Below are 24306 nucleotides of genomic sequence, written 5' to 3' on the forward strand. Positions count from 1 at the left end.
GGACTCTTGCGCGTGATTCAACTGGTAGAGTAGCGTTCGCGTCATCGCCCACGATATCTCGTGTGGCGCCTTCATTCGAGTGTGTGTGCGTCTTGTCGACTCCGGCGTCGCCGGTTGCGCGAGCGTTCGCCGATTCTCTCGGCTGAAGCCGGCTTAATCGAGGAGGACCTAATGTCCTGGACCGACGAGCGCGTCGAGATGCTGCGCAAGCTCTGGAACGATGGCCTCAGCGCCAGTCAGGTGGCTGCGGAGATCGGCGCAGGCATCACGCGCAACGCCGTCATTGGCAAGATCCATCGTCTCGGACTCGCGCAGCGCGCCAAGACGCCCATAGCGGCGCGTCCGCGCGTCGCGAAACCGCAACGCCCACAGCAGGTCGCCGCGCCGCGCATGCATCACGGACATGCGCCGGCCATCGTCGGCAATGTCGCGCTGGCTCTCGCGCCGCGCGCGCTGGTGATGCCGGACGCCCGTCCGCAAGAGGAAGTCGTCATTCCAATGTCCGAACGCGTCACGCTGATGGAGCTCAGAGAGTCGATGTGCCGTTGGCCGATCGGCGATCCGACATCGGCCGAGTTTCGCTTCTGCGGCGCGCGCTCGCCGGGCGGCGGCGGCAGCCCCTATTGCGGCTATCATTCGCAGATCGCTTATCAGCCCGTGCAGGATCGTCGCCGCGCGCGCGATCAGCTGCGTTCCGCCGCGCGTCTCGCCTGAGACGCGTTCGTCCCGAGACAGCTCGGCGCGCTCATTCCGCGTTCCAGAAATAGTGCCAGACGCCATCTGCGCCGACGCCGATCCGCATCACCTTAGGGCGGCCGTCGGCATTGGACGCGGCGAGATCGGCGAAGCGCACGCAGGACCAGAGCGCGCGCGCCTCGTCCTCGCTCGCCGGCGGCGCCGGACGTCGCGCGAAAGCCGGCCATTCATAGCTCTCGAACGGCCCGCGCGCGATGCGCACGAAGGGCTGCGACAATACGGCGCGCGCGAGCGAGAGCGTCTCGCGTCCCGCGCGATCGAATGAGAGCGATTTCAAGGTCTCGATCGGATCGGCGCCCGCGGGCCGCCGCGCGCCGCGCTCGAACAAGGGGCGCACCTCGTTCCAGTCGATCGGGATGCGCAGCGCCTCTATGTCGCCCGTCTCGCAAGCGGCGAGTATCTTCTCGCGCAGCGCGCGCACCGGCGCGGGCAGAGCGGAAAGATCGCGCAGCGGCTCGGAGATCGTCTCGACTGTGGGTTTTGTCGGCTTTTTCACGCGCACGCTCCGTGGAGCGCGCTCAATGGCGCAGGCCGCTCGAGAATTCGCCGTCGCGCAGGCGCCGCGGCAGACGCTCCACGAAAGCCGCGACCGCCTCCTCGCCATAAGTGGCGACGAGCTCGTGCAGCGCCGCCGAGAGCGCGACATGAGCGAAGGAATCCCCTTCGATCCCGGCGAGCGCGGCTTCCGCGAAAGCCTCGGCGAGATAAGCGAGCGCGACCCGGCGCTGCTCGGCTCCGGCGGCGTCGTCCAATGTGGAGGAGGAAAAGCCCGTCATGCGATCACTCTAATCAACGGCGGCGCGCCGCGCGAGACGGGTCCTTGCCGGAGGGTTAACGCACATCCGCGCTCGCGACGTCAGGAATTCCCGTAACGATACGCGATATCGTGCGCGATGCGGCCGCCTTCGTCGAGATAGCGCGAGATGGCCAGGCGCGCATTGGGCGTGCAGGAGCGATAGGTGGTCTCATAGCCGCGAAAGCCGCGGTTGAAGGCGCCCGTCAGCTTCAGCCGGCGCTGGCCCGTCTTGGCCTCGGCCTCCAGCAGCGCGCTCATCTTGGTGCGCCAATCCTCTCCATCCTCGGAGCCGCAGAGATCGCGCAGATAGGAGAGCGCGCCGAGTATCTCGGAAAGTCGCAGCAATTGCGGCTCATAGGGCGGCGGCGGTCCTTCGGCGGCGGGCTGCTGCGCGGCGCCGTTGGGCTGCGCCTGCTGCTTGCCTCCCGGCGGCGTTTTCGCGGCGTTCTTCTTCTTCGCCTTGGCCTTGCCCTGCTGCGGCGCCTGCTCGATCACGCGCGGCGCCGAATGCTGCTGGCCCCAGCCGAACAGGCTCTGCAGAAAATCCTGCGCGCGCGCCGGCTGCGCGAACAAGGCGCAGGAGAGCGCGAGGGGAAGGGCGAGCCTGAAGGCTCGCGGTCCAGAGCCCGGCCAGGACCGCGAGCCTTCAGGCTCGCTCTTCGTCGTGATCCTTCTGTCTGACGAGAATGGCATCGCTTCGCCTCTTTCGAGTCCGATGATCCGGCCGATCGCTTCGTTGTGTCACCTTCTCCCCGCAGGCGGGGAGAAGGAAGGCGGCCGACGCCGCGCGAAATGAAGTGAAAACATCCGTCAAGGATAGAGCCGCGCCTTGGTCCAGCCGGCGCCCTCGCGGGAAAATTGCACGCGATCGTGAAGGCGGAAGGGCCGATCCGCCCAGAACTCGATCGCGACCGGAAGGATCCGATAGCCGCGCCAATGCGGCGGCCGCGGCACCTCGCCGAGCCCGAAGCGCGCGGCCTGATAGGCGACCGCCTTCTCGAGCGCGAAACGGCTCTCCAACGGCTGCGACTGGCGGCTCGCCCAGGCGCCGATGCGGCTGTCGCGCGGCCGGCTGGCGAAATAAGCGTCGGCCTCGGCGTCCGATACGGGCTCCACCGGACCGCGCAGGCGCACCTGGCGGCGCAGCGATTTCCAGTGGAAAAGCGCCGCCGCCTTCATCGTGGCGGCGAGCTCGCGGCCCTTGGCGCTCTCGGCGTTGGTATAGAAGGTGAAGCCGGATTCGCCCCAATCCTTCATCAGAACCATGCGGGAATCCGGCAGGCCGGTCTCGTCCACCGTGGAGAGCGCCATCGCTTCGGGAACGTCGGGCTCGCTCGCCTTCGCCTCCCCGAACCACTCGCCGAATAATGCGTAGGGTTCGGAGGCCTCGCAGAAGTCACTCTGTTTTAACCCCTTCACGGGAAAATCCTCAGCTGCCGCCGAAGCGATGGCGGTGGTCCTGGTGGTAAGGCAGCGCATTGCACGACCTGCGAGACACACATAACGCCGCCGTGGCCGCTTCTCAAATCGGTCTCGCCGCCGCACGTCTGCTCGCGGCCGCCCTCGCGGCGGCGGCGCTCGGCGGCTGCTCTTTCGCCATTCCCGGCGGCGAGCCGGCCCCGGCCTGGAAAAATGTCAGCGATGATGTGACCGGCTCCATTCCGCATAAGACCACGCCGACCCTCTCGCATTCGCTCGACCAGGAAGACTGGCGACGCGCCAATGCGGCGCTCGGCGTCGCGCTCGATCCTCAGGGCGCCGGCGCGACGGTCAATTGGGACAATCCCGAAAGCCATGCGCGCGGCTCCTTCACGCCGGTCGGCCAGCCCTATCCTTCGGACGGCAAGGTGTGCCGCGCCTTTCTGGCGGAAGTCGGGACAAAAGACAGCCACGAGCAATTGCAGGGCACGGCCTGCCGCGACAAATCCGTGGATTGGGCGCTGATCGACGTGCGGCCCTGGCGCAAGGCCTGACGAGTCCGGCCTGAAAATTCAGCGGTCTCGTCCTCCGACCTTCGCCGCATCCTTGCGCGCGGCCGTCTCTTCTCCCAAATAGACGGGTCAGACATGAGCGTCCGCGCCGCTAGTGGCGGGCGCCACTATGGGCTTTTGAAGAAAATGCGCGATCCATATGATGTCCTGGGCGTCGCCAAGACGGCGAGCGCCGCCGAGATCAAGAAGGCGTTTCGCAATCTCGCGAAAAAATATCACCCGGACCAGAACAAGAACGACCCCAAGGCCAAGGAGAAATTCGCCGAGGCCAATTCCGCCTATGAGATTCTCGGCGACGAGAAGAAAAAGGCGCAATTCGACCGCGGCGAGATCGACGCCGAGGGCAAGCCGCGCTTCACCGGTTTCGAGGGCTTCGGCGCGGGTCCCGGCGGCGGCTATCGCGGGCAGCGCGGCCCTGGCGGGGCCGAGCATTTCGAATTTCATTTCGGCGGCGACGCTCCGGGCGGCGGCGGCCGCGCCGGCTTCGACCCTTCGGACCTCTTCGCCGATCTCTTCGGCGCCGGAGGGGGCGCGCGCCGCGGAGCCCGCGCGCCGCGCCGCGGCGAGGATGTCGCGCTGCAAGTGACCGTCTCGCTGGCGGAGGCGGTGAAGGGCGGCAGCACGCGCGTCTTTCTGCCCAGCGGCCGCACGCTCGAGGTGAATATTCCGGTCGGCATAGAGGACGGCAAGCAGATTCGCCTGCGCGGCCAGGGCCACGCCGCCCCGCCCGGCGGCGAGCCCGGCGACGCCATCGTCACCATCCATGTCGCGCCGGACCCGCTCTTCGCCATCTCCGGCCGCGATCTGAAGCTCGATCTGCCGATCGCCTTCTACGAGGCGGTTCTGGGCGCCAAGGTCGCCGCGCCGACGCTCTCCGGCAAGGTGGAGCTGACCATCCCCGCCGGCTCCAATGGCGGACGCGTGCTGCGCCTGCGCGGCAAGGGCCTGCCGGCCGTTGACGGCAAGCCGGCCGGCGATCTCTATGTGACGCTGCGCGTGCTGCTGCCGGAGGGCGCCGACGCCGAGCTCGAGGCCTTCGCCCAAAAATGGCGCACGGCCAAGCCCTATGATCCGCGCAAGGGAATGTGAGCGGCGCGCGGAGGGATGTCCTGCGCGCCGTCATTGCGAGCGGAGCGAAGCAATCCAGGAGCCGCCCGGGGTGTGGATCGCTTCGTCGCTTCGCTCCTCGCGATGACGGCCGAAAACTCCTTTCGTCACAGCGCAAGCGCGACAAAGTCGCGCGCGCGTTCTAACCCGCGGCGGCATGCCCTATGCTGAACGTCGAATCGGGCGCAGGGCGCCCTTCTTCGACGAAAGCTAGTCATGACGAGTTCTTTCCAGTGGGGCGAATATCGCGAGGCGCTGCTGTTTCTGGGCACGGCGGGAGTCGTCGCGCCTTTGTTCCATCGGCTGCGCATCAGCCCCATTCTCGGCTTTCTGCTCGCCGGCGCGGCGCTCGGTCCTTTCGGCCTCGGCAAGCTCGCCGAGCGCCATGAGCTTCTCTCGGCGATCGCGCTGAGCGATCTCGAGGGCGTCGCCAAGATCGCCGAATTCGGCCTCGTCTTCCTCTTGTTCATGATCGGCCTCGAGCTCTCCTGGGAGCGCCTCGCGCGCATGCGCATGCTCGTCTTCGGGCTCGGACTCTCGCAGGTTCTGCTCTGCGGCGGGGCGCTGGCGGCGGCGGGCGTGTTCTGGGGCGGGCTCGGCCCCGCGCCGGCGACGCTGCTCGGCGCGGGGCTCGCAATGTCCTCGACGGCGATCGTCATTCCGCTGCTCGCCGAGCGCCGCCGCCTCAACCGCGCCGCCGGCCGCGCCGCCTTTTCGGTGCTGCTGCTGCAGGATCTGATGGTGGCGCCGCTGCTCTTCCTCATCTCCTTCCTCTCCGATCCGCAAGTGGAGAGCGAAGGGCTGAAGGCGCTGCTCGCCTTTCTGCCGGCGCTCGCCGCCATGGGCGCGCTGATCATCGCCGGCCGGCTGCTGCTGCGGCCGCTGTTCCATCTGGTGGCGGCGGCGCAATCGATCGAGCTGTTCACCGCGGCGAGCCTGCTGGTCATCATCGGCGCCGGCGTCGCCAGCGCGGCGGCGGGGTTTTCCATGGGGCTCGGCGCCTTCATCGCCGGCCTGCTGCTCGCCGAGACCGAGTTTCGCCGCGAGATCGAGGTGACGATCGAGCCGTTCAAGGGCCTGCTGCTCGGCCTCTTCTTCGTGTCGGTGGGCGCGGGCCTCGATTTCGACCGCGTGATCGAGGATTTGCGCCAGGTGCTGGTCATCGCCATCGGCCTCATCGTGACCAAGACGCTCATCGTCTTTCTGCTCGGCCGCGCCTTTCGCCTGCGCCCGCGCATAGCGGCGGAAGTGGCGCTTCTTCTCGCGCCCGGCGGCGAGTTCGCCTTTATTCTCGTCGGCGCCGCTATCGCCTCCGGCGTGCTGCCGAAAAATCTCGGCGCCGACGCCATGCTCGCCGTGACGCTCGGTCTCTTCGTGCTGCCGGCGTTGGCGCGGCTCGGCGAATGGCTCAATCCCGGACGCCGGCTGCAGGACGACGAGGCGGAGTTCGGCCATCTCGCGCCGGAGGGCGAGATCGCCGCCGGCCGCGTCGTCATCGTCGGCTATGGGCGCGTCGGCGCGCTCATCGGCGACATGCTGAGCCGCCATGAGATTCCTTACGTCGCCGTCGACAATGACGTGAAGCTCGTCGCGCAGACGCGCGACAAGGGCGTCGATATTTATTGGGGCAATTGCATGCGGCGCGAGTTTTTGATGCGCCTCGGCGTGGCCCAGGCGCGCGCGCTGGTGGTGACGGTGGAGAATGCGCAAGCCGCGCAGGAGATCGTGCGCCTCGCGCATCAGGAGCGCGCCGATCTGACCATCGTGGCGCGCGCCCGCGACTCCTGGCACGCCACCCATCTCTACGAGCTCGGCGCCAGCGACGCGATACCGGAGACGATCGAGTCGAGCCTGCAGCTCGCTGAGACGGTGCTCGTCGATGTCGGCGTGCCCATGGGCTATGTCATCGCTTCCATTCACGAGAAGCGCGACGAATATCGCAAGCTGCTGCAGCCGACCGGCGAGGAGGCGCGCCAACGCGCCGCGCGCGCTTCGACGCGGCTGCGCGAGCTGAAGAAAAGGCGCGCGCGTCCGGCGCAGGGGCTGGAAGACGAGTAGGAACGGCGGTTTCGGGCGCGAACTACTGGATCAATTTGAGCAGGGCTTCGCGCATGGCGTTGCGCGCGATCTCCTGCTTGGGGCGGTAGACCTCCGGCGGCGCGAATTTCGGTTTCCAATAGGCAGGAGGCTCGACTTGAAATGTCTTGCCGAAATGCCCTGTCGAGTTTGGAACTTCGGTTTGCGTCCCTCCCTCGAAAGCTGCTTTGTATTCCTCCAAGCCGCCACGGCAGAGCAAGTCGTCATCACGGCGAGCGGACGAGGTGCGGTTTTCGATCGTGATCGCCAAATCGATCATTTTTGCTTTCGTCTCTGCCGGCTGACTCTTCACAAACGAAAAGGTCGAGGGATTGAGGCCCAACAATTGGTCATGCGATTGCCCGGCGCCGTCAGGTCCTGGCATTTGGCGCCGTCGATCGCGATGAGCGCATAGGCGTAGAGCGCCATCGCGCCCGCCGTTTGGCGCATTCCCTCCGACTGCGACACGGTTCCGACAGTCCATAGCTCGCGCATATAGGCGTAAACGACGAAATATTCCGCGCCGCGCAAGACCCGGCGCTGTAGCCAATTCATCGCTTTCACGCGGGTGACCGGGGTCTGATCGGCATCCCTCAGCGCGGCGCCGAGACCGTTCCAATCCTTCATATAGAGAAGACCATTCAGGTCAGCGGTATTCGCCGGAAGCTCCGGCGAAGGCGCGTCCGATGCGCCTTGCGCGCTGGCTGAACTCGCCGTCCAAAAAGCGACGAAAAGAAGCAATAGGAAAATCGCGCGAAAATGTTTCATGCCACGCTCTGCGTCGTGCCGATGATAAAAAGTGGCGAATATCTCCTTACGAAGACGCTTTTTTGACGGAACGCGAATGGCCGATGGCTTCTCGGGGCGAAAACTTTCGATTCGACCTATGTCCTTTCATTCGTCATAGGCTTCGATTTCGCGCAGAAAGGCCGGCGCGTCGACGATCTCGCCGGGCGGAAAGGCGCCGATCATGCTCGGCCGCGTGATCGCGAGCCGACGCAGCATCATGTCGCTGGCCACGGCGCGGGGGGAGAGACGGCGGCGCCTCGCAATATCGAGCCGCAAATGCAGCAACCGCCGATAGAGCCGCTCCTCGGCCACGCTGAGCCGCTCCTCGGTCGGCGCGATGGAGAGGCCCGGCGCCACAGCGGGGCTCGGCGCCTCCTCCGGCGCGTCGAGCCTCTCGGCGTCGGCGCTGGAAAAACGCGCGAGCGCGGCCACGCGCCAGCCGAGTGCGACGAGGCTGGCGCGGCGCGGCAGCGCCAGCAGGCCGCCGCGGCAATTGTCGCAGCGTCCGCAGCGGTCGCTCTCCTCGCCGAAAGCGGCGAGCAGGGTCTGAAAGCGGCAGGCGGGGGTGAGGCAGAGGCGCGCCATGGCGCGTCGCCGCTCCGTCTCGCCGAGCGCGACGGGATCGTCCTCCGGCGGTGCGAAGCCGAAGCGACCGGCGAGCTCGCGCGGGTCGAAGAGGGCGAGCGCATCGGCGGGCCGACCGTCGCGGCCGGCGCGGCCGATCTCCTGATAATAGGCCTCGATCGAATCGGGCGGGTCGGCGTGGACGACGAAGCGCACGTCCTTTTTGTCGACGCCCATGCCGAAGGCGATGGTGGCCGCCATCACCACGCCCTCGCGCGCGAAAAACGCGTCCTGATGGGCGGCCCGCGTCTGCGCGTCGAGCCCGGCGTGATAGGCGAGCGCGTCGAAGCCGAGCCGGCGCAATCTCGCCGCCGTCTCGTCGGCCTCGCGGCGGGAGCGCACATAGACGACGCCGCTCTCGCCCGGCCGGCGCCGCAGGAAACGCGAAAGCCGCCCCTCGGCGTCGCCGCGCGGGCGGAAGGACAGGCGCAGATTGGGCCGCGCGAAGGAGGCGACGAAAACCTCCGGCGCGCGCGTGAACAGGCTGGCGATAATGTCGGCGCGCGTGCGCGGGCCGGCCGTCGCCGTCACCGCCAGCACCGGCGCGCCGAGCCGGGCGGCGATCTCGCCGAGCCGCGCATAATCCGGGCGAAATTCGTGACCCCAGTGGGAGACACAATGCGCCTCGTCCACGGCGAGCAGCGCCACGCCGGCGGCGCGCAAAAGCTCGATGGCTCCGTCCCCGGCGAGACGCTCCGGCGCGAGATAGACGAGCTTCGCCCGCCCGCCGGCGATGGCGGCGCGCGCCGCGCCGTGCTCCTCCTCGCTCTGGCCCGAATGAAGCGCGACGGCGGCGACGCCCGAGCGCGCGAGGCCGCGCAATTGATCGCGCATCAGCGAGATGAGCGGCGAGACCACCACGACCGGCGCCGAGCCCATGGCGGCGGGCAATTGATAGAGCAGGGATTTGCCGGCCCCCGTGGGCATGACCGCGAGCGCGTCGCGCCCCTCGAGCAGAGCCGCGATAACGGCCGCCTGACCCGGCAGAAAATCCTCATGGCCGAAGCGCGCGCGCAGCACGCGCCGCGCCTCCTTCATATCGGCGGGCGGGCGGCGCAACTTCAGAAGGAGGCGGCGCGCGGGACGAGCACGGAAATGCGCACCAGCTCGGAGAGGCTCTTGACCTGCATCTTCACCATCAGCCGGGCGCGATGCGCCTCCACTGTGCGGACGCTGATGCCGAGCTCATGGGCGATGATCTTGTTGGGGCGGCCCTCGAGCACGCCAACCAGCACCTCGCGCTCCCGCGCCGTGAGGCTGGCCAGACGGTCGCGGGCGATCGCCGCCTCCGAGCCGCGGCCATCGCCCGCGCCGCGAAGGCCGAGGGCTTGGCGCACGGAACGGAGCAGCGTCTCCTCGCCGAAAGGCTTCTCGAGCAGATCGACGGCGCCCGCTTTCATCGCTTGAACGGCGAGCGACACATCGGCATGGGCGGTGATGACGATCACCGGCAGATCGAGGCCGCGCGCCTTGATCTCGGCGAGCAGCTCCAGCCCGCTCGTGCCCGGCATTCGCACATCGGTGACGACGCAGCCGCCATCGCCGGGACGGAGGCCGGCGAGAAAGTCGCGCGCCGAGGCGTGGGCGCGAACGTCGAAATCCGCCATTTTCAGAAGAAGCGTCAGCGAGTCGCGAACGGCGGCGTCATCGTCGATGACATGCACGATGGCCGCGGCGCTCATGCGCGCGCTCCGCCCGGCCGAGGCCGAAAGGCGTGGTCGCCGGAAATGCCGAGATCGAAACAGTCTACCGATTGCATAAAGAACGGGTCCGACCACCCGAGCGTTTTGCGCCTCGACAGGCGCGTCGGGCCGGGATGATCCTATGTGGCGCGTCGATTGGCAATAGCCGCGTGACGCCCGCGTGACGCGCGCCCATCCGGCCGAGGACGCGCCTTCCAGAGTCCCTTTCGGTTCGGAGGGAGCCTTCGGGACTCTGGAGCCGAAAGCTCTAGCGATCGCCGCGCAGATAGGACGCCCGTGCGCCGAAGCGGGCGACGATCGGGTCGCCGCCACAAAGGGACTCCGGGGTCTCGCCCTGCGCGTCGCGGCGTCGGGGCCGGCGTCCCTCGCGAAAGAAGGACAGCACCACGCCCGGCTCGCGCAGCGGGACGCTCCGGCCGCGGCGGGCGTCGACATAATGGCCGAGCAGCGCGGCCTCGAAAGCCGCCTCGCTCTCGGCGTGGCGCGGATGCTGGGCGAGGCCCGCTTCTGGATGGGCGGTGAGCAGCAGGCGCAGCACGATCAGCAGATCGGCGGCGCGGATCGTCACGCCGAGATCGAGAAAGCCGCGCAGATCGGCGACGATCATCTCGCGCACGGCCGTCAGCCCACGATGGCCGTTGAGCAGATAGCTCTCGAGCAGCGCGTCATGCTCGCAAGAGGGGATGGCGCCGAGAACCAGCTCGTTGGAGGCCAGGCCCGCCTGGGCGGCGCATTGCGACACGGTGATCATGAGAAGCTCCTTACGCGTTACGCAAACTCGTTACAGTTCGATGGAAGGGCGATCAGCCTGCGGGAAACGGGCCGCGGCTGCCGGCGAAAGGGCAAAGCGGATCGGCAAGGACGCGAAGCCGAAAGAAACGCTTCAAATTTATCGATTGCGTGCGGAGATCAAATTGATCCATGGATGTCATCTGCGCCAATTCTCCCTGGGCGGCGAGATTGCAGTGGGCCGCGCTGATCCGTCAATACTTGCTGGCGGCCGAATCCAAAATTAGGACATGTACTTATAAGGCGGAGAGGCGTCGCGCGTCGCCGCGATAATACAATAATTTCAACATGTTATGTGGGACGTCGACGTGGGGCTCGGCGTGCGATTTATACGATCGTCGATGAAAGAATAGAAAATTCTATTCATTTATCGGCCGAATATACTACAAATATATTCAAATTCTATGCAATTTCTCGTTGCGACACGGCGAAGGCGCCGCCGCGCTCTCTCAGGCGGCGCGGCCGAGATCGGCGATCACCGCGCCGAGAAAGCGCGCCGCCTCGCCGCCGGTGACGACCCGATGGTCGAAGGTGAGGCTCAGCGGCAGCATGCGCCGGGCGACGGGGCGGCCTTCGTCATCGGCGACGATCGCGCGGCGGATGCGCCCGGCGCCGAGAATGGCGACGGTCGGCGGCAGCACGATGGGCGCGGCGTAGCGCCCGGCGATCATGCCGAAATTGGAGAGGGTGATGGTGGCGCCGCGCAATTCCTCCGGCGGAATGCGCCGCGCCTCTATATCGGCGCGCATCTTGTTCAGTCCGGCGCGCAGATCGGAAGGATCGCGCTCCGCGACATTGCGCAGCACCGGCACGAATAATCCGCCTTCCGCCGAATCGACGGCGATTCCGAGATCGATGGCGGCGAGCACGCGCCGCGCCAGCGCATGGGATTCGAACCAGGCGTTGAGTCCCGGCTCCACGCGGCAGCCCGCGACGAGCGCGCGGATGAGCCGCAATGTCGTATCCTCGCCCCGACCCCAAGCCTCTATGTCGGCGTCGTCGACGACGGTGGCCGCGGCCACTTCGGCTTGCGCCAACGCCATATTCTGCGCCATGGCGCGCCGAAATCCGCGCAGAGGCTCGGGCGGCGCGGCCTCCGACAATATGCGCGCCACGCGCTGCACATCGCTCGCGGTGATGACGCCATCGGCGCCGGAGGGCGTCACCATTGCGAGATCGACATCGAGCCGCCGCGCCAACGCGCGCACCGCCGGCGTCGCGCGCAGGCCAGCGCCATTGCGCCCGAGCGGCGCCGCGCCTTCTTGCAGAACGCGTCCGCTCGTCTCCATCGCGCCGACGACGGTTCCCTTATCCTCGCGCGCGCGCGGCGGCTCTTCGCCGTCGCCGGCGAAAGCGATGAGCGGGCCGCCGATGCGGATGATCTCGCCCGCCTGCGCGAACAGCTTTTCGATGCGTCCTGCCTGCGGCGAGGGAATCTCGACGACCGCCTTCGCCGTCTCCACGGAGACGAGCGGCTGATCGATCGCCACCTCCTCGCCGGGCGCGACATGCCATTGCACCAGCTCGGCCTCTTGCAGGCCTTCGCCGAGATCGGGAAGCTTGAAGACGCTCATGCCGCCTCCATCGTTTTGCGCACGGCGTCGGCGATGCGCGCGACGCTCGGCAAATATTGTCCCTCGAGCCGCGCCAGCGGCATCACGACGTCATAGCCGGCGACGCGCCGCACCGGCGCTTGCAGAAAGTAGAGCCCGCGCTCGGCGATGATCGCCGCGATCTCGGCGCCGAAGCCAGCGGTGCGCGCGGCCTCCTGCACGATGACGCAGCGGCCGGTCTTCTCGACGGAGCGCAAAATGGTCTCGGCGTCGAGCGGCTTCAGCGTCGCAATGTCGATGACCTCGCAATCGACGCCTTCGCTCGCGAGAGTCTCGGCGGCGGCGAGCGCCTCATGCAGCATGCCGCCCCAGGCGATCAGCGTGACGTCGCGTCCCTCGCGCGAGACGAAGCATGTGTCGAGCGGCAGGCTCTCGCCATCGTCGATCACCTCTTGCTTGAACAAGCGATAGAGCCGCGTCGGCTCGAGGAAGACGACGGGATCGGGATCGCGAATGGCGGCGAGCAGCAGGCCATAGGCGCGCGCCGGCGAAGAGGGAATGACGACGCGCAGGCCCGGCGTATGCGCGAGCATGGCCTCGGGGCTCTCCGAATGATGCTCCGGCGCATGAATGCCGCCGCCATTGGGCGCGCGCAGCACCATGGGGCAGGTGAGCCGCCCGCGCGTGCGATTGCGCAGACGCGAGGCGTGATTGATGAGCTGATCCAACGCCGGATAGATGAAGCCGCTGAATTGAATCTCCATCACCGGCTTCAGCCCCATCGCCGCCATGCCGACGGCGACGCCGGCGATGGCCGCCTCGGCGAGCGGCGTATCAAGAACGCGCGCCGAGCCGAAGCGCTGCTGCAAGCCGAGCGTCGCGCGAAACACGCCGCCATTGACGCCGATATCCTCGCCGAGAAGCAGCACGGCCGGATCATGCTCCAGCGCATGCGCGAGCGCGCGATTGACGGCCTCGACGAGAGTGAGCTCAGCCATGGTCGCCATCCTTCGGCGCAAAGCGCCGCGCTTCCTCATATTGATCGCGCATCGATTCCGGCAGTTGCGCGAAGAGATGATCGAACATCGCCGAGAACGCCTGCGGCGGCGTCGCGAGATAGGCGGCGACCGCGCGCTCCACTTCATCCGCGCAATCCTTCGCGAGCGCCTTCTCCTGCTCCTCGTTCCACAAACCCCGCGCGGCGAGATATTTGCGTAGCCGGCCGAGCGGCTCCTTCTCCGCCTCGCGCCGCACGATCTCGACGTCGCGATAGCGCGAGGCGTCATCCGCCGTGGTGTGGTCGCCGAGCCGATAGCTCAGCGCCTCTATGAGCGTCGGCCCGCCGCCGTCGCGCGCTTTCTCTATCGCCGCATGCGCGACATGGCGCATGGCGATCACATCATTGCCATCGACCTGCCGTCCCTCGACGCCGGCTGCGACGGATTTTTGCGCGAGAGTCGCGGTCGCCGATTCCATTTCGCGCGGAGTCGAGATCGCCCATTGATTATTATTGATGACGACGACGAGCGGAACGCGCCAGACGGCGGCCATGTTCAAGGCCGAATAGAAATCCCCTGTCGAGGCGCCGCCATCGCCGAGGATCGTCACCGCGACGCGCTTCTCATCACGCAGCTTGAAGGCGTAAGCCGCGCCCGCCGCATGCGCCACTTGCGTGCCGACGGGAACGCAGATGGGAAAGTCGCTGCGCGGAACGGCGTAATCGCTGCCGCGCTCGTCGCCGCCCCAATAGACGAGATTTTCGACCATCGTCATGCCGCGCAGCAATTGCGCGCCATGATCGCGATAGGACGGCGCGAGCACATCTTCGCGCCGCATGGCCGCGCCTATGCCGACGCCGATCGCCTCCTGCCCGAGAGCGGAGGCGAAAGTGCCGAGCTTGCCGGTGCGCTGCAGAGCGATGGCTTTTCCATCATAAGCGCGCGTGCGCGTCATGGCGCGATAGAGGCCGAGCAGAAGCTCGGGGTCTATCGCTTCGCGCGGCGTCGCGGGGTCGAGCTCGCCCGACGCGGAGAGGAAGCGAAGAAAGTCGATCTGGAAGGAGACGCCAATGGTCATCGGGCCTGCCTCGAGCTTCGTCAGAGTGACGTAAGGCGCCGCCTCGCGCTTTTCATCCGCCCTAGGGAATTTTTTGCTGCGTGAGCCGAAGAACGCTTGATTCGCGCGCGCTCGCGCCCAGTTCATGATTTATGTCCGCGTCGTCCAAATCAGACGCTTTCCCCTTCGTCGACGAATTCGGCCCGGCGAAAATCGTCTATGTGAGCACGCCGGGCGTCGGCCTCGAAGCGATCGTCGTCATCGACAATATCGCCGCCGGCCCCGCCATAGGCGGCGTGCGCATGGCGCCGGATGTCGGCGTCGAGGAATGCTTCCGCCTCGCCCGCGCCATGACGTTGAAGAACGCCGCCTGCGGCCTGCGCCATGGCGGCGGCAAATCCGTCATCTTCGGCGATCCTGCGATGCCTCCGCAGGAGAAAGAGCAGCTCATTCGCGCCTTCGCCAAGGCGATCGAGCCCTTGACCGATTACATCCCCGGCCCGGACATGGGCACGAACGAAACTTGCATGGCCTATGTGCATGACGAGATCGGCCGCGCCGTGGGATTGCCCGCCGAGCTCGGCGGCGTTCCGCTCGATGAGATCGGCGCGACAGGCTATGGCGTCGCCATAGCCGCGGAGGCGGCCGCGCCATCCGCCGGGCTGAAGCTCCAAGGCGCGCGCGTCGTCGTCGAAGGCTTCGGCGCCGTCGGTCGGCACGCCGCGCGATTCCTCGCGCGCAAAGGCGCGATATTGGTGGGCGCTTCCGACAGCCGCGGCGCGATCTATGACGCGGCCGGGCTCGACATTGACGCATTGGCGCAAATCCGCAGCGAAGGCCGTAGCGTCGCCAGCCATGCGCGCGGCGAAGCGCTCGCCCCCGATGCGCTGCTCGCCGCGCCTTGCGATATTTTCATCCCCGCCGCGCGGCCGGATGTGCTGCGCGCCGACAATGTCGGCGGCTTGCAATGCAAGCTCGTGGTGCAGGGCGCCAATATTCCCGCGACCGCCGAGGCGGAGCGCATCATGTTCGAGCGCGGAATCGTCAGCGCGCCGGACTTCATCGCCAATGCCAGCGGCGTGATCTGCGCATCCGTGGAATATGCCGGCGGCGACGAGAAGGCCGCCTTTGCGGCGATCGAAGAAAAAATCTCCCGCAACATGCGAGAGATCGTCGCGCGCGCTTCCGCGATGCGCGTCTCGTTGCGCGACGCCGCGACAGCGCTGGTGCAGGAACGCCTGCGCAAGATGATGGCGACGCAGCGCTGGCGCTAATTCACCGTCTCTATCGCTACCGCCGCCGCCTCGCCGCCGCCGATGCAGAGCGCGGCGACGCCGCGTCGCAGCCCATATTTGCGCAGCGCCGCGAGCAGAGTGACGACGATGCGCGCGCCCGAGGCGCCGATCGGATGGCCGAGCGCACAGGCGCCGCCATGAACATTCACCTTTTCGCGCGGCAGATCGAGCTCGCGCATCGCCGCCATCACGACGACGGCGAAAGCCTCGTTGATCTCGAAGAGATCGACGCTCGACAGCGGCCAGCCGAGGCGCTCGACGAGCTTGCGCATGGCCGAGATCGGCGCCGTCGGAAACAGATTGGGCGGCCCCGCATGCGTCGCATGCGCGCGAATGATCGCCAGCGGCGCGAGGCCGGCGCGCTCGGCGCGCTCCCGCCGCATCAAGGTCAACGCCGCGGCGCCGTCGGAAATGGCGCTGGAATTGGCCGCCGTCACAGTGCCGCCCTCGCGAAACGCCGGCTTCAATTTCGTGATCGCCTCGATCTTCGCTTTCGCCGGCAATTCATCGCGCGTGATCGTCGTCTCATGCGCCTCGATCGGCGTGATCTCCCAATCGAAATCGCCCTGCTGCGCCGCGCGCCGCGCGCGCTCGAGCGAGAGCGTCGCATAATCATCCTGCATTTGCCGGGTGAATTGATGAGTCGTCGCGCAATCCTCGGCGAAATCGCCCATCAGCCGGCCTTTGTCATAAGCGTCCTCGAGCCCGTCGAGAAACATATGATCGACGAGCCTCTTATGGCCCATGCGATAGCCTTCGCGCGCGCGCTCGAGCAGATAGGGCGCATTGCTCATGCTCTCCATGCCGCCGGCGACGATGGCGTGCGAGCTGCCGGCGAGCAATTGGTCATGCGCGAGCTGGATCGCCTTCATGCCGGAGCCGCACATTTTGTTGATCGTCACGCAGCCCGCGGCCTCCGGCAGACCGGCGGCGAGCGACGCCTGCCGCGCCGGCGCTTGGCCGAGGCCCGCTGTCAGCACGCAGCCCATGAGCACATCGTCGATCTGATCTGTCGGCGCGTCGGCGCGCGCCACCGCGGCGCGAATCGCCGCCGCGCCGAGCTCCGGCGCCGAAACTTTCTTCAGCTCGCCGAGCATCGCGCCGATCGGCGTGCGCGCGGCGCCGATGATGACCACGGGATCGAAGCTTTCGCTCATGTCCGGGCTCGAAATTCGAGCTCCGGCGCCGCGCCGCCATCGAGCAGCGCTTTTACCGAAGCGTCGTCCACATCCCCGAGCGTCGCCGGCGACCAATGCGGATCGCGATCCTTGTCGATGACAGCGGCGCGAATGCCCTCAAAGAGATCATGCGTCGAAAGAAGATTGCAAGCCGTGCGAAATTCCTGGCGCAGGCACGCTTCCAGATTTTCCGCGTCGGCCGCGCGGCGCAGCAGCTGCAACGTCACCTTCAGGCTCGTCGGCGAGCGCATGGCGAGCGTCGCCGCCGCCTCGCGCGCGAATTCTGAACCCTCTGTCTCGAGCGCGGCGATGAGGCGCTCGACGCTCGAATGCGCCGTCACGCGCCGCAGCAAAGTCTCGTGGCGCGACAAGGCGCCGAGGCCGGATGATTTGGCGAAGCGCGCCAGCAGCGGCCGCAGCTCTTCCGCCTCGCTTATGTCGCTCAGAAGGGCGAGCAGCTCTGGCAGCGCGGCCGAATCCACGAGCACATCGGCGAGCCCGGCGAAGATCGCGTCATGCGGACCGACCGTCATGCCGGAAAGCGCCATGAAGCGCCCGACGCCGCCATTGCGCGTGAGCAGCCAGGAGCCGCCGACATCGGGAATGAAGCCGATCGCCGTCTCCGGCATGGCGAGGCGCGTCCGCTCCGTGACGATACGAAAATTGCCATGCGCGGAAAGCCCGACGCCGCCGCCCATGACGATTCCGTCCATCACCGCGACATAGGGTTTCGGAAAAGCGGCGATGCGCGCATTCAGCCGATATTCCTCGCGCCAGAAAGTTTCATAGAGGCTGCGGTCGCCATTGCGCAGCTCATAGAGCGCGCGAATATCGCCGCCGGCGCAAAAGCCGCGCTGGCCTTCGCCCGTCACCACGATGGCGACGATCTCCCGATCGGCGCCGAAGGAGTCGAGCGCGGTGGAAAAATCGCGCACCATATCCAGCGTCAGACTGTTCAGCGCCTTCGGCCGGTTCAACGACAGGCGCCCGACCTTGCGCGTGCGAGAGACGAGAATATCGCTCATGCGCGGCGCCTCTTCTCGCACCGGAGCAGCGATGCGCGGGCTACGCGGCTCTGCGTCTCGCGACCGAGACTTTCACAAATGAACGATCCGGCGTCGATCAGCGCGGCGAGATCGACGCCGGTCTCGATTCCCGAATGCTCGAGCATATAGACCACATCTTCTGTCGCGACATTGCCGCTCGCACCCGGCGCGAAAGGACAGCCGCCGAGGCCGGCGACGGATGCATCGACGGCGCCGACGCCCATCTCGACGCAAGCGAATATATTGGCCAGCGCCTGGCCATAGCTGTCGTGAAAATGAACCGCGATCTGCGCCAATGGAATGTCGCGCCCGACCTCCTCCACGAGCCGCCGCGCCTGCAAAGGCGCGCCGACGCCGATCGTGTCGCCGAGCGAAATCTCGCGGCAGCCGAGCGCGGCGAGATCGCGGGCCAGCGTCGCGACGGCGCGTGGCGCGACCTCGCCTTCATAGGGACAGCCGAGCGCGCAGGAAATATAGCCGCGCACCGCGAGCCCAGCGCCGACCGCCGCTTCGACGACAGGCGTATAACGCCGCACGCTCTCCTTGATGGAGCAGCCGATATTTTCTTTCGAAAAGCTCTCGCTCGCCGCCACGAAAATGGCGACGCCGCGCACGCCGCAAGCGAGCGCCTCCTCGAGCCCGCGCATATTGGGAATGAGCGCGGACAGATGAACATGCGGCGGCGGACGCAGATGCGCGAGCACGCGCTTCGTATCCGCCATTTGCGGAACGCGCCTCGCCGAGACGAAGCTTCCCGCTTCTATGTCGCGCAGCCCCGCCGCAGCCAGCTTCTCGATCAGCGCGACCTTGGTCTCCACTGAAACCATCGCGCTCTCATTCTGCAGGCCGTCGCGCGGGCCGACCTCGACGATGCGCACGCGCTGCGGAATGTCGGTCATGCCGCTTCTCCCTCGGCGAAGACGATAAGCGGCTCGCCCTGCCGCACCATATCGCCGATCCTTGTCCGAATCTCCGATATGCGTCCGTCGCGGGGCGCCGACAATCCGATTTCCATCTTCATCGCCTCTAGCATGACGAGCGGCGCGCCTTTCTTCACGCTCTCGCCGACGCTGACGAAGAGCCCGGTGACGCGCGCGGGCAGCGGCGCCGCGAGCGCCGCATCGTCTTCGCGCTCCCCATGCGGCGGCGCGAGCGGATCGACGAGCGAAAGCTCATGATTGCGTCCATTCCATATGATGACGAAGCCTCTCGCGCGCTCGACGATCGAAAGCCGTCGCGCGATGCCGTCGATGCGCAGGCGAGACCGACCCGCCTCGCTGTCGAGCTCGACGCAATGCAGCGACATCGGCGTTTGCAAGCGAAAAGCGCCCTTGGGCAGAGGCTCGATCGTTAGCGGAATTTCGCGCTCCTGGAATCGCACGAGCAGCTTCTGCTGCGCGGCGCCATTGAGACGCCAGCCGTCGCTCGCATTCCAAGGGGAATCGTCGCTGCGCTCGCCGCGAAGACGACGCAGCCAGGCGGCGGCGCCCGCCGCGAGCGCTATGGTTTCGGCGTCCGCGTCCGGCGCCTCCGCCCCCGCGAGGACAAGCTCGAGATGACGCGGAAGAAATCCCGTGTCGATCTCGCCGGCTGCATGCGCTCCACTGTCGAGAATTGCGCGCAGCAAAAGCAGATTCGTCTCCACTCCGACGATCTCGCACTCTCGCAGCGCCGCGGCCAGCTTCGCGCGCGCCGTCTCTCGATCCGCGCCATGCGCGACGATCTTGGCGAGCAGTGGATCGTAGAACGGCGTCACCACATCGCCTTCGCGCACACCGGTCTCGACGCGAATCGCCCCCTCCTCACGCGGCGCGCGCCAGTGCTCGAGCCGGCCGACGCTCGGCAAAAAATCGCGCGCCGGCGCCTCCGCATAGAGCCGCGCTTCGATCGAATGTCCATGCGGCGCGATCTCCTCCTGCCGCGCGGGCAGCGTCTCGCCGGACGCGATGCGCAGCTGCCATTCGACGAGATCGACGCCCGATATCATTTCGGTGATCGGATGCTCCACTTGCAGCCGCGTGTTCATCTCGAGAAAGTAGAAGCTGTCATCCTTCACGAGAAATTCGACCGTTCCGGCGCCGATATAGGCGACCGCGCGCCCCGCGGCCAGCGCGGCCTCGCGCAAGGCGGCTTGCAGCGCGCTCGAGAGGCCCGGCGCGGGCGTCTCCTCGATGATCTTCTGATGGCGGCGCTGGATCGAGCAGTCGCGTTCTGGAAAAGCGACGAGGCCGCCATGCGTATCGCCGAAAATTTGCGCTTCTATATGCCGCGCGCCGTCGAGCGCCTTCTCGATCAGCAGCGAATCGTCGCCGAAAGCGGAGGCCGCCTCGCGTCTCGCGCTCTCGATCGCGCCGCGCAGCTCGGCTTGCGTCTCCACGCGGCGCATGCCTTTGCCGCCGCCGCCCGCCGAGGCTTTGACGAGCACGGGAAAGCCGATGCGCATCGCCGCGTCGACGAGGCTCTCCATATCTTGCGCGCCGTGAAAGCCCGGCACGATCGGCACGCCGGCGCTCTCCATCAAAGCGCGCGCACGCGCCTTGGAGCCCATGAGGCGCATGGCGTGCGGCGTCGGGCCGATGAAGACGATTCCTGCCTCGCCGCAACGCTCCGCGAACGCCGCATTCTCGGAGAGAAAGCCATAGCCGGGATGCACGGCCTGCGCGTCCGCGCGGCGCGCGGCGGCGATGATCTTGTCGATTGCGAGATAGCTCTCGCGCGCAGGCGCCGCGCCCAGCGGATAGGCTTCGTCGGCGAGCGCGACATGACGCGCTTGCGCATCGACGTCGGAATAGACGGCGGCCGCGATGACGCCCATGCTCCGCGCGGTCGCGATCACGCGGCATGCGATCTCGCCCCGATTGGCGATGAGAATCTTACGAAACATCGTCGCGATCCCGTCTCCAATAGGGGGCGCGCTTCTCGAGGAAGGCGGCGAGACCTTCCTGTCCTTCCGCAGACGCCCGCCGCGCGGCGATCCGCTGCGCCGTGTCGCGCATCAGCGCTTCGTCGATCGGATGCTCGGCAAAGAGCGCTATGGAATCTTTCGCCTCGGCTTGCGAGCCCGGCGCGCCGGCGAGCAGCGCATCCACGATGCGCGCGAGCCGCGCATCCAGCTCTGCGGCCGGGGCGATCTCGTGAACGAGGCCGAGCGCGCGCGCCTGCGTCGCGGAGATCGTCTCGGCGGTGAGAAAATAGCGTCGCGCCTGGCGCGCGCCGATCGCGCGTTGAACATAAGGGCCGATCACAGAGGGCGTGAGGCCGATCCTCGCCTCGCTCAAGCAGAAGCTCGCCGTATCGCTCGCGACGGCGATGTCGCAGCAGGCCACGAGTCCGACGCCGCCGCCATAGGCCGCGCCATGAACGCGCGCGATGGTCGGCTTGGGCAAGGTGTCGAGCGCGCGCATCGCACGCGCGAGCAGAAGCGCATCCTCCTCATTGGCGCGCGGCGTGTCGGCGGCGACGCGCTTCATCCATTCTATGTCGCCGCCGGCGCAAAAAGCGGCGCCGTCGCCAGAGAGCGTGAGAATGCGCGTCTGCGAATCATGCGCGGCGCATTCGAGCGCCGCTATGAGCTCGAGGACCATCGCCTGGTCCAGCGCATTGCGCCGCTCCGCTCGTGCGAGCGTGAGCGTGGCGACGCCGCGGGAATCGAGGGACGAACGAAGAAGGGACATTGGCGCCTCACATGCGGAACAGGCCGAAGCGAGTCGCCTCGAGCGGCGCATTGGACGCCGTGGCGAGAGAGAGAGCAAGCACGCGGCGCGTATCCGCCGGATCGATGACGCCGTCGTCCCAGAGACGCGCGCTCGCATAATAGGGATGGCCTTGCCGCTCATATTGCGCGCGGATTTGCGCATGATAGGCGTCATGGTCTGCCTGCGGCCAGTCGCGGCCTTTCGCGGCGTAGCTGTCGCCGCGCACGCGGGAGAGAACATCGGCGGCCTGTTCGCCGCCCATGACGGAGATGCGGGCGTTGGGCCAGCTCCACAGGAAGCGGGGACCATAGGCGCGGCCGCACATCGCATAATTGCCGGCGCCGAAGCTGCCGCCGACGATAACGGTAAATTTCGGCACGGCGGCGGTCGCCACCGCCGTCACCATTTTCGCGCCATCCTTGGCGATGCCGCGCGCTTCATAGTCGCGACCGACCATGAAGCCGGTGACATTCTGCAGAAACAGCAGAGGAATCCCGCGTTGCGCGCAGAGCTCGATGAAATGCGCGCCTTTGAGCGCGCTTTCGCCGAACAGGACGCCATTATTCGCGAGCACGCCGATGCGATAGCCGCAAATATGGGCGAAGCCGGCGACGAGCGTCTCGCCATAGAGCTTTTTGAACTCGTCGAACTCGCTCGCGTCGACGAGCCGCGCGATCAGCTCGCGCGCGTCATATTGACGGCGACGGTCGGCGGGGATGAGACCATATATCTCCATCGGGTCATAGAGCGGCTCGCGCGCCTCGCGCTTCTGCAGCGACGGCGGCGGAGGCGCGCCGAGCGTGGCGACGATGTCGCGCGCAATGCCGAGCGCATGGCCGTCATTCTCCGCATAATGATCGACGACGCCGGAGCTGCGCGCATGCACCGCGGCGCCGCCCAATTCTTCCGCCGTCACGACCTCGCCCGTCGCCGCGCGCACCAGCGGCGGTCCGGCGAGGAAAATCGTGCCCGTATCGCGCACGATGATCGACTCGTCCGACATGGCCGGCACATAGGCGCCGCCCGCGGTGCAAGAGCCCATGACGATGGCGATCTGCGCAATGCCTGCCGCGGACATCTGTGCTTGATTGTAGAAGATGCGGCCGAAATGATCGCGATCGGGAAACACCTCGTCCTGCCGCGGCAGATTGGCGCCGCCGCTATCGACGAGATAGAGGCAAGGCAGGCGATTCTGCGCGGCGATCTCTTGCGCGCGCAAATGCTTTTTCACGGTCAGCGGAAAATAGGCGCCGCCTTTCACGGTCGCGTCATTGGCGAGGATCAGGCAGGCGCGGCCGCAAATGCGTCCCACTCCCGCGACGACGCCGGCGCAAGGCGCCTCTCCGTCATAGAGATCATAGGCGGCGAATTGGCCGATCTCGAGAAAGGGCGACATGGGATCGACGAGCGCGGCGATGCGTTCACGCGCTGTCATCTTGCCGCGAGCGACATGCTTCTCTCGCGCCGCCGCGCCGCCGCCTTCGGCGATGCGCGCCGCCGTGGCGCGGAGATCGGCGACGAGGCTCCGCATCGTCTGCGCATTGGCCGCGAATTGGGCGGAGGCCGTGTCCAAGCTCGTTTCGAGAACAGTCATTGCCAAATTCTCTCTTGGCCAAATCTCTCGCCGCGGCGAAGCGCGCCGCGATCGTCACGCGGTTTCGCTATAAAGCTCGCGGCCGATCAGCATGCGCCGAATCTCGCTGGTGCCGGCGCCGATCTCATAGAGCTTGGCGTCGCGCAGCAGGCGGCCGGTCGGATAATCATTGATATAGCCATTGCCGCCGAGGCATTGAATGGCTTCGAGCGCCATGCGCGTCGCGCTTTCCGCGGCGAAGAGAATGGCGCCGGCGGCGTCCTTGCGCGTCGTGCGGCCGCGGTCGCAGGCGCGCGCGACGGCATAGACATAGGCGCGCGCCGCATTTTGCGCCGTATACATGTCGGCGAGCTTGGCCTGCATGATCTGGAACTCGCCGATCGGATGGCCGAACTGCTTGCGATCATGCACATAGGGAACGACGATATCCATGCAGGCGCGCATGATGCCGATCGGCCCCCCGGCGAGAACGGCGCGCTCATAATCGAGCCCGCTCATCAGCACATTCACGCCGCGCTCCGGCAGGCCCAGCACATTCTCCTCGGGAACCTCGCAATCGCTAAACAGCAATTCGCATGTGTTGGAGCCGCGCATGCCGAGCTTGTCGAGCTTTTGCGCGGGCGTGAATCCTTTGAAGCCCTTCTCTATGATAAAGGCGGTTATGCCATGCGCGCCGGCCGCGGGTTCGGTCTTGCCATAGACGATGACGACATCGGCGTTGGGACCATTCGTCACCCACATCTTATCGCCATTCAGCACATAGCGGTCGCCGCGCTTCTCCGCGCGCATCGACATATTGACCACATCCGAGCCGGCGTCCGGCTCCGACATGGCGAGGGCGCCGATATGCTCGCCGGAAACGAGCTTGGGCAAATAGCGGCGCTTTTGCTCGCATGTTCCGTTGCGGCGTAGTTGATTGAGGCAGAGATTGGAATGCGCGCCATAGGAGAGGCCGACGGAAGCGGAAGCGCGGCTCAGCTCCTCCATAATGACGACATGCTCGAGATAGCCGAGCCCGGCGCCGCCATACTCTTCCTCGACCGTGACGCCGAGCAGGCCGAGCGCGCCCATCTTGAGCCAGAGGTCGGAAGGGAAATCGTTTTCGCGATCGATCGTCGCGGCGCGCGGCGCGATCTCTCGCGCGGCGAATGTCTCGACCTGGTCACGCAACATATCGGCGGTTTCGCCGAGCGCGAAATCGAGCGAAGGAATCCAGTGACGCATCGGTCCCGAGCCTCCCGGACGCGATAGAAGCGAAT

General features: G+C 66.8%; 24 protein-coding genes. 5 read left to right on the forward strand and 19 right to left on the reverse strand.

The genetic code is table 11. The annotated features are described in order from the left end of the window. The first annotated feature begins 171 nt into the window (after positions 1-171). Positions 172-714, forward strand: coding sequence for a GcrA family cell cycle regulator (locus METLW4_RS0118125; RefSeq protein ID WP_026191605.1), 543 nt, complete (start codon positions 172-174; stop codon positions 712-714). A 31-nt stretch (positions 715-745) separates the two neighbouring features. Here the strand turns inward: METLW4_RS0118125 and METLW4_RS0118130 are convergent, their stop codons facing one another. From METLW4_RS0118130 to pdxH, 4 genes are all read right to left on the reverse strand, one after another. Beyond that, the gene (locus tag METLW4_RS0118130) at positions 746-1252 is read right to left on the reverse strand and encodes a hypothetical protein (protein WP_157235230.1); all 507 of its coding nucleotides are present in this window, start codon (positions 1250-1252) and stop codon (positions 746-748) included. A 22-nt stretch (positions 1253-1274) separates the two neighbouring features. Further along, positions 1275-1532, reverse strand: a complete 258-nt coding sequence (locus tag METLW4_RS0118135; protein ID WP_018267654.1) for a hypothetical protein — start codon at positions 1530-1532, stop codon at positions 1275-1277. A gap of 80 nt (positions 1533-1612) precedes the next feature. Continuing rightward, complete coding sequence (locus tag METLW4_RS0118140) at positions 1613-2245, reverse strand: TIGR02301 family protein (RefSeq protein ID WP_083919288.1); 633 nt, start codon at positions 2243-2245, stop codon at positions 1613-1615. 117 nt (positions 2246-2362) lie between these two features. After that, entirely contained in the window at positions 2363-2971 is a 609-nt protein-coding gene (gene pdxH / locus METLW4_RS0118145) for a pyridoxamine 5'-phosphate oxidase (protein ID WP_026191606.1), read from the reverse strand. 59 nt (positions 2972-3030) lie between these two features. Here pdxH and METLW4_RS0118150 point away from each other — a divergent pair, with 59 nt between their 5' ends. The 3 genes from METLW4_RS0118150 to METLW4_RS0118160 all read left to right on the forward strand — a co-directional run bounded on the left by METLW4_RS0118150 (position 3031) and on the right by METLW4_RS0118160 (position 6708). Next, positions 3031-3525 (forward strand): RT0821/Lpp0805 family surface protein, encoded by a 495-nt coding sequence (locus METLW4_RS0118150; RefSeq protein ID WP_026191607.1) that lies wholly within the window; start codon positions 3031-3033, stop codon positions 3523-3525. A 144-nt stretch (positions 3526-3669) separates the two neighbouring features. Then, complete coding sequence (locus METLW4_RS0118155) at positions 3670-4632, forward strand: DnaJ C-terminal domain-containing protein (protein WP_026191608.1); 963 nt, start codon at positions 3670-3672, stop codon at positions 4630-4632. A 234-nt stretch (positions 4633-4866) separates the two neighbouring features. Next, positions 4867-6708 (forward strand): cation:proton antiporter domain-containing protein, encoded by a 1842-nt coding sequence (locus METLW4_RS0118160; protein ID WP_018267659.1) that lies wholly within the window; start codon positions 4867-4869, stop codon positions 6706-6708. 22 nt (positions 6709-6730) lie between these two features. Here the strand turns inward: METLW4_RS0118160 and METLW4_RS0118165 are convergent, their stop codons facing one another. From METLW4_RS0118165 to pdhA, 8 genes are all read right to left on the reverse strand, one after another. After that, positions 6731-7006, reverse strand: a complete 276-nt coding sequence (locus METLW4_RS0118165; RefSeq protein WP_018267660.1) for a hypothetical protein — start codon at positions 7004-7006, stop codon at positions 6731-6733. A 29-nt stretch (positions 7007-7035) separates the two neighbouring features. After that, a complete protein-coding gene (locus METLW4_RS0118170) occupies positions 7036-7494 on the reverse strand; it encodes a hypothetical protein (RefSeq protein ID WP_018267661.1) in 459 nt (152 codons plus the stop codon). A gap of 126 nt (positions 7495-7620) precedes the next feature. After that, the gene (locus METLW4_RS0118175; protein WP_245258471.1) at positions 7621-9159 is read right to left on the reverse strand and encodes a RecQ family ATP-dependent DNA helicase; all 1539 of its coding nucleotides are present in this window, start codon (positions 9157-9159) and stop codon (positions 7621-7623) included. Positions 9160-9200: 41 nt separating this feature from the next. Continuing rightward, positions 9201-9821, reverse strand: a complete 621-nt coding sequence (locus tag METLW4_RS0118180) for a response regulator transcription factor (protein WP_018267663.1) — start codon at positions 9819-9821, stop codon at positions 9201-9203. Between the two features lie 268 nt (positions 9822-10089). Further along, complete coding sequence (locus METLW4_RS28370) at positions 10090-10593, reverse strand: hypothetical protein (protein ID WP_018267664.1); 504 nt, start codon at positions 10591-10593, stop codon at positions 10090-10092. A 487-nt stretch (positions 10594-11080) separates the two neighbouring features. Further along, a complete protein-coding gene (locus METLW4_RS0118195; RefSeq protein ID WP_018267666.1) occupies positions 11081-12205 on the reverse strand; it encodes a dihydrolipoamide acetyltransferase family protein in 1125 nt (374 codons plus the stop codon). After that, positions 12202-13182, reverse strand: a complete 981-nt coding sequence (locus METLW4_RS0118200) for an alpha-ketoacid dehydrogenase subunit beta (protein WP_026191609.1) — start codon at positions 13180-13182, stop codon at positions 12202-12204. The genes METLW4_RS0118195 and METLW4_RS0118200 overlap by 4 nt, the downstream gene beginning before the upstream one ends. Beyond that, the gene (pdhA, locus tag METLW4_RS0118205; RefSeq protein WP_026191610.1) at positions 13175-14260 is read right to left on the reverse strand and encodes a pyruvate dehydrogenase (acetyl-transferring) E1 component subunit alpha; all 1086 of its coding nucleotides are present in this window, start codon (positions 14258-14260) and stop codon (positions 13175-13177) included. The genes METLW4_RS0118200 and pdhA overlap by 8 nt, the downstream gene beginning before the upstream one ends. A 131-nt stretch (positions 14261-14391) precedes the next feature. Between pdhA and METLW4_RS0118210 the strand changes: the two genes are divergently transcribed. Beyond that, positions 14392-15513, forward strand: coding sequence for a Glu/Leu/Phe/Val family dehydrogenase (locus tag METLW4_RS0118210; protein WP_018267669.1), 1122 nt, complete (start codon positions 14392-14394; stop codon positions 15511-15513). On the opposite strand, the gene METLW4_RS0118215 is transcribed toward METLW4_RS0118210, so the two are convergent. Genes METLW4_RS0118215 through METLW4_RS0118245 form a run of 7 tightly spaced genes read right to left on the reverse strand, consistent with a single transcriptional unit; the run spans position 15510 to position 24271 of the window. Then, positions 15510-16691, reverse strand: a complete 1182-nt coding sequence (locus tag METLW4_RS0118215; RefSeq protein WP_018267670.1) for an acetyl-CoA C-acyltransferase — start codon at positions 16689-16691, stop codon at positions 15510-15512. The two genes, METLW4_RS0118210 and METLW4_RS0118215, sit on opposite strands and share 4 nt — an antisense overlap. Further along, positions 16688-17737 carry an enoyl-CoA hydratase/isomerase family protein gene (locus METLW4_RS0118220; protein WP_018267671.1) on the reverse strand — a complete coding sequence of 350 codons (1050 nt, stop codon included), beginning with the start codon at positions 17735-17737 and terminating at the stop codon, positions 16688-16690. The genes METLW4_RS0118215 and METLW4_RS0118220 overlap by 4 nt, the downstream gene beginning before the upstream one ends. Then, a complete protein-coding gene (locus tag METLW4_RS0118225; protein WP_018267672.1) occupies positions 17734-18657 on the reverse strand; it encodes a hydroxymethylglutaryl-CoA lyase in 924 nt (307 codons plus the stop codon). Before METLW4_RS0118225 ends, METLW4_RS0118220 begins: the two co-directional genes overlap by 4 nt. After that, positions 18654-20642, reverse strand: a complete 1989-nt coding sequence (locus METLW4_RS0118230) for an acetyl/propionyl/methylcrotonyl-CoA carboxylase subunit alpha (protein ID WP_018267673.1) — start codon at positions 20640-20642, stop codon at positions 18654-18656. The genes METLW4_RS0118225 and METLW4_RS0118230 overlap by 4 nt, the downstream gene beginning before the upstream one ends. Then, entirely contained in the window at positions 20632-21432 is an 801-nt protein-coding gene (locus tag METLW4_RS0118235; protein ID WP_018267674.1) for an enoyl-CoA hydratase-related protein, read from the reverse strand. The genes METLW4_RS0118230 and METLW4_RS0118235 overlap by 11 nt, the downstream gene beginning before the upstream one ends. 7 nt (positions 21433-21439) lie before the next feature. After that, complete coding sequence (locus METLW4_RS0118240; RefSeq protein ID WP_018267675.1) at positions 21440-23047, reverse strand: carboxyl transferase domain-containing protein; 1608 nt, start codon at positions 23045-23047, stop codon at positions 21440-21442. Positions 23048-23101: 54 nt separating this feature from the next. Then, complete coding sequence (locus METLW4_RS0118245) at positions 23102-24271, reverse strand: isovaleryl-CoA dehydrogenase (RefSeq protein WP_026191611.1); 1170 nt, start codon at positions 24269-24271, stop codon at positions 23102-23104. Positions 24272-24306 lie beyond the last annotated feature (35 nt).

Source organism: Methylosinus sp. LW4, from assembly GCF_000379125.1.
Taxonomy (GTDB): Bacteria; Pseudomonadota; Alphaproteobacteria; order Rhizobiales; family Beijerinckiaceae; genus Methylosinus.

Bases quoted from the DNA above. Each gene is read 5' to 3' on its own strand.
- METLW4_RS0118125 (WP_026191605.1), top strand. From the start codon at position 172: ATGTCCTGGACCGACGAGCGCGTCGAGATGCTGCGCAAGCTCTGGAAC.
- METLW4_RS0118135 (WP_018267654.1), bottom strand. From the start codon at position 1,532: ATGACGGGCTTTTCCTCCTCCACATTGGACGACGCCGCCGGAGCCGAG.
- METLW4_RS0118140 (WP_083919288.1), bottom strand. From the start codon at position 2,245: ATGCCATTCTCGTCAGACAGAAGGATCACGACGAAGAGCGAGCCTGAA.
- METLW4_RS0118155 (WP_026191608.1), top strand. From the start codon at position 3,670: ATGCGCGATCCATATGATGTCCTGGGCGTCGCCAAGACGGCGAGCGCC.
- METLW4_RS0118160 (WP_018267659.1), top strand. From the start codon at position 4,867: ATGACGAGTTCTTTCCAGTGGGGCGAATATCGCGAGGCGCTGCTGTTT.
- METLW4_RS0118165 (WP_018267660.1), bottom strand. From the start codon at position 7,006: ATGATCGATTTGGCGATCACGATCGAAAACCGCACCTCGTCCGCTCGC.
- METLW4_RS0118170 (WP_018267661.1), bottom strand. From the start codon at position 7,494: ATGAAACATTTTCGCGCGATTTTCCTATTGCTTCTTTTCGTCGCTTTT.
- METLW4_RS0118180 (WP_018267663.1), bottom strand. From the start codon at position 9,821: ATGAGCGCCGCGGCCATCGTGCATGTCATCGACGATGACGCCGCCGTT.
- METLW4_RS28370 (WP_018267664.1), bottom strand. From the start codon at position 10,593: ATGATCACCGTGTCGCAATGCGCCGCCCAGGCGGGCCTGGCCTCCAAC.
- METLW4_RS0118195 (WP_018267666.1), bottom strand. From the start codon at position 12,205: ATGAGCGTCTTCAAGCTTCCCGATCTCGGCGAAGGCCTGCAAGAGGCC.
- METLW4_RS0118200 (WP_026191609.1), bottom strand. From the start codon at position 13,182: ATGGCTGAGCTCACTCTCGTCGAGGCCGTCAATCGCGCGCTCGCGCAT.
- pdhA (WP_026191610.1), bottom strand. From the start codon at position 14,260: ATGACCATTGGCGTCTCCTTCCAGATCGACTTTCTTCGCTTCCTCTCC.
- METLW4_RS0118210 (WP_018267669.1), top strand. From the start codon at position 14,392: ATGTCCGCGTCGTCCAAATCAGACGCTTTCCCCTTCGTCGACGAATTC.
- METLW4_RS0118215 (WP_018267670.1), bottom strand. From the start codon at position 16,691: ATGAGCGAAAGCTTCGATCCCGTGGTCATCATCGGCGCCGCGCGCACG.
- METLW4_RS0118220 (WP_018267671.1), bottom strand. From the start codon at position 17,737: ATGAGCGATATTCTCGTCTCTCGCACGCGCAAGGTCGGGCGCCTGTCG.
- METLW4_RS0118225 (WP_018267672.1), bottom strand. From the start codon at position 18,657: ATGACCGACATTCCGCAGCGCGTGCGCATCGTCGAGGTCGGCCCGCGC.
- METLW4_RS0118230 (WP_018267673.1), bottom strand. From the start codon at position 20,642: ATGTTTCGTAAGATTCTCATCGCCAATCGGGGCGAGATCGCATGCCGC.
- METLW4_RS0118235 (WP_018267674.1), bottom strand. From the start codon at position 21,432: ATGTCCCTTCTTCGTTCGTCCCTCGATTCCCGCGGCGTCGCCACGCTC.
- METLW4_RS0118240 (WP_018267675.1), bottom strand. From the start codon at position 23,047: ATGACTGTTCTCGAAACGAGCTTGGACACGGCCTCCGCCCAATTCGCG.
- METLW4_RS0118245 (WP_026191611.1), bottom strand. From the start codon at position 24,271: ATGCGTCACTGGATTCCTTCGCTCGATTTCGCGCTCGGCGAAACCGCC.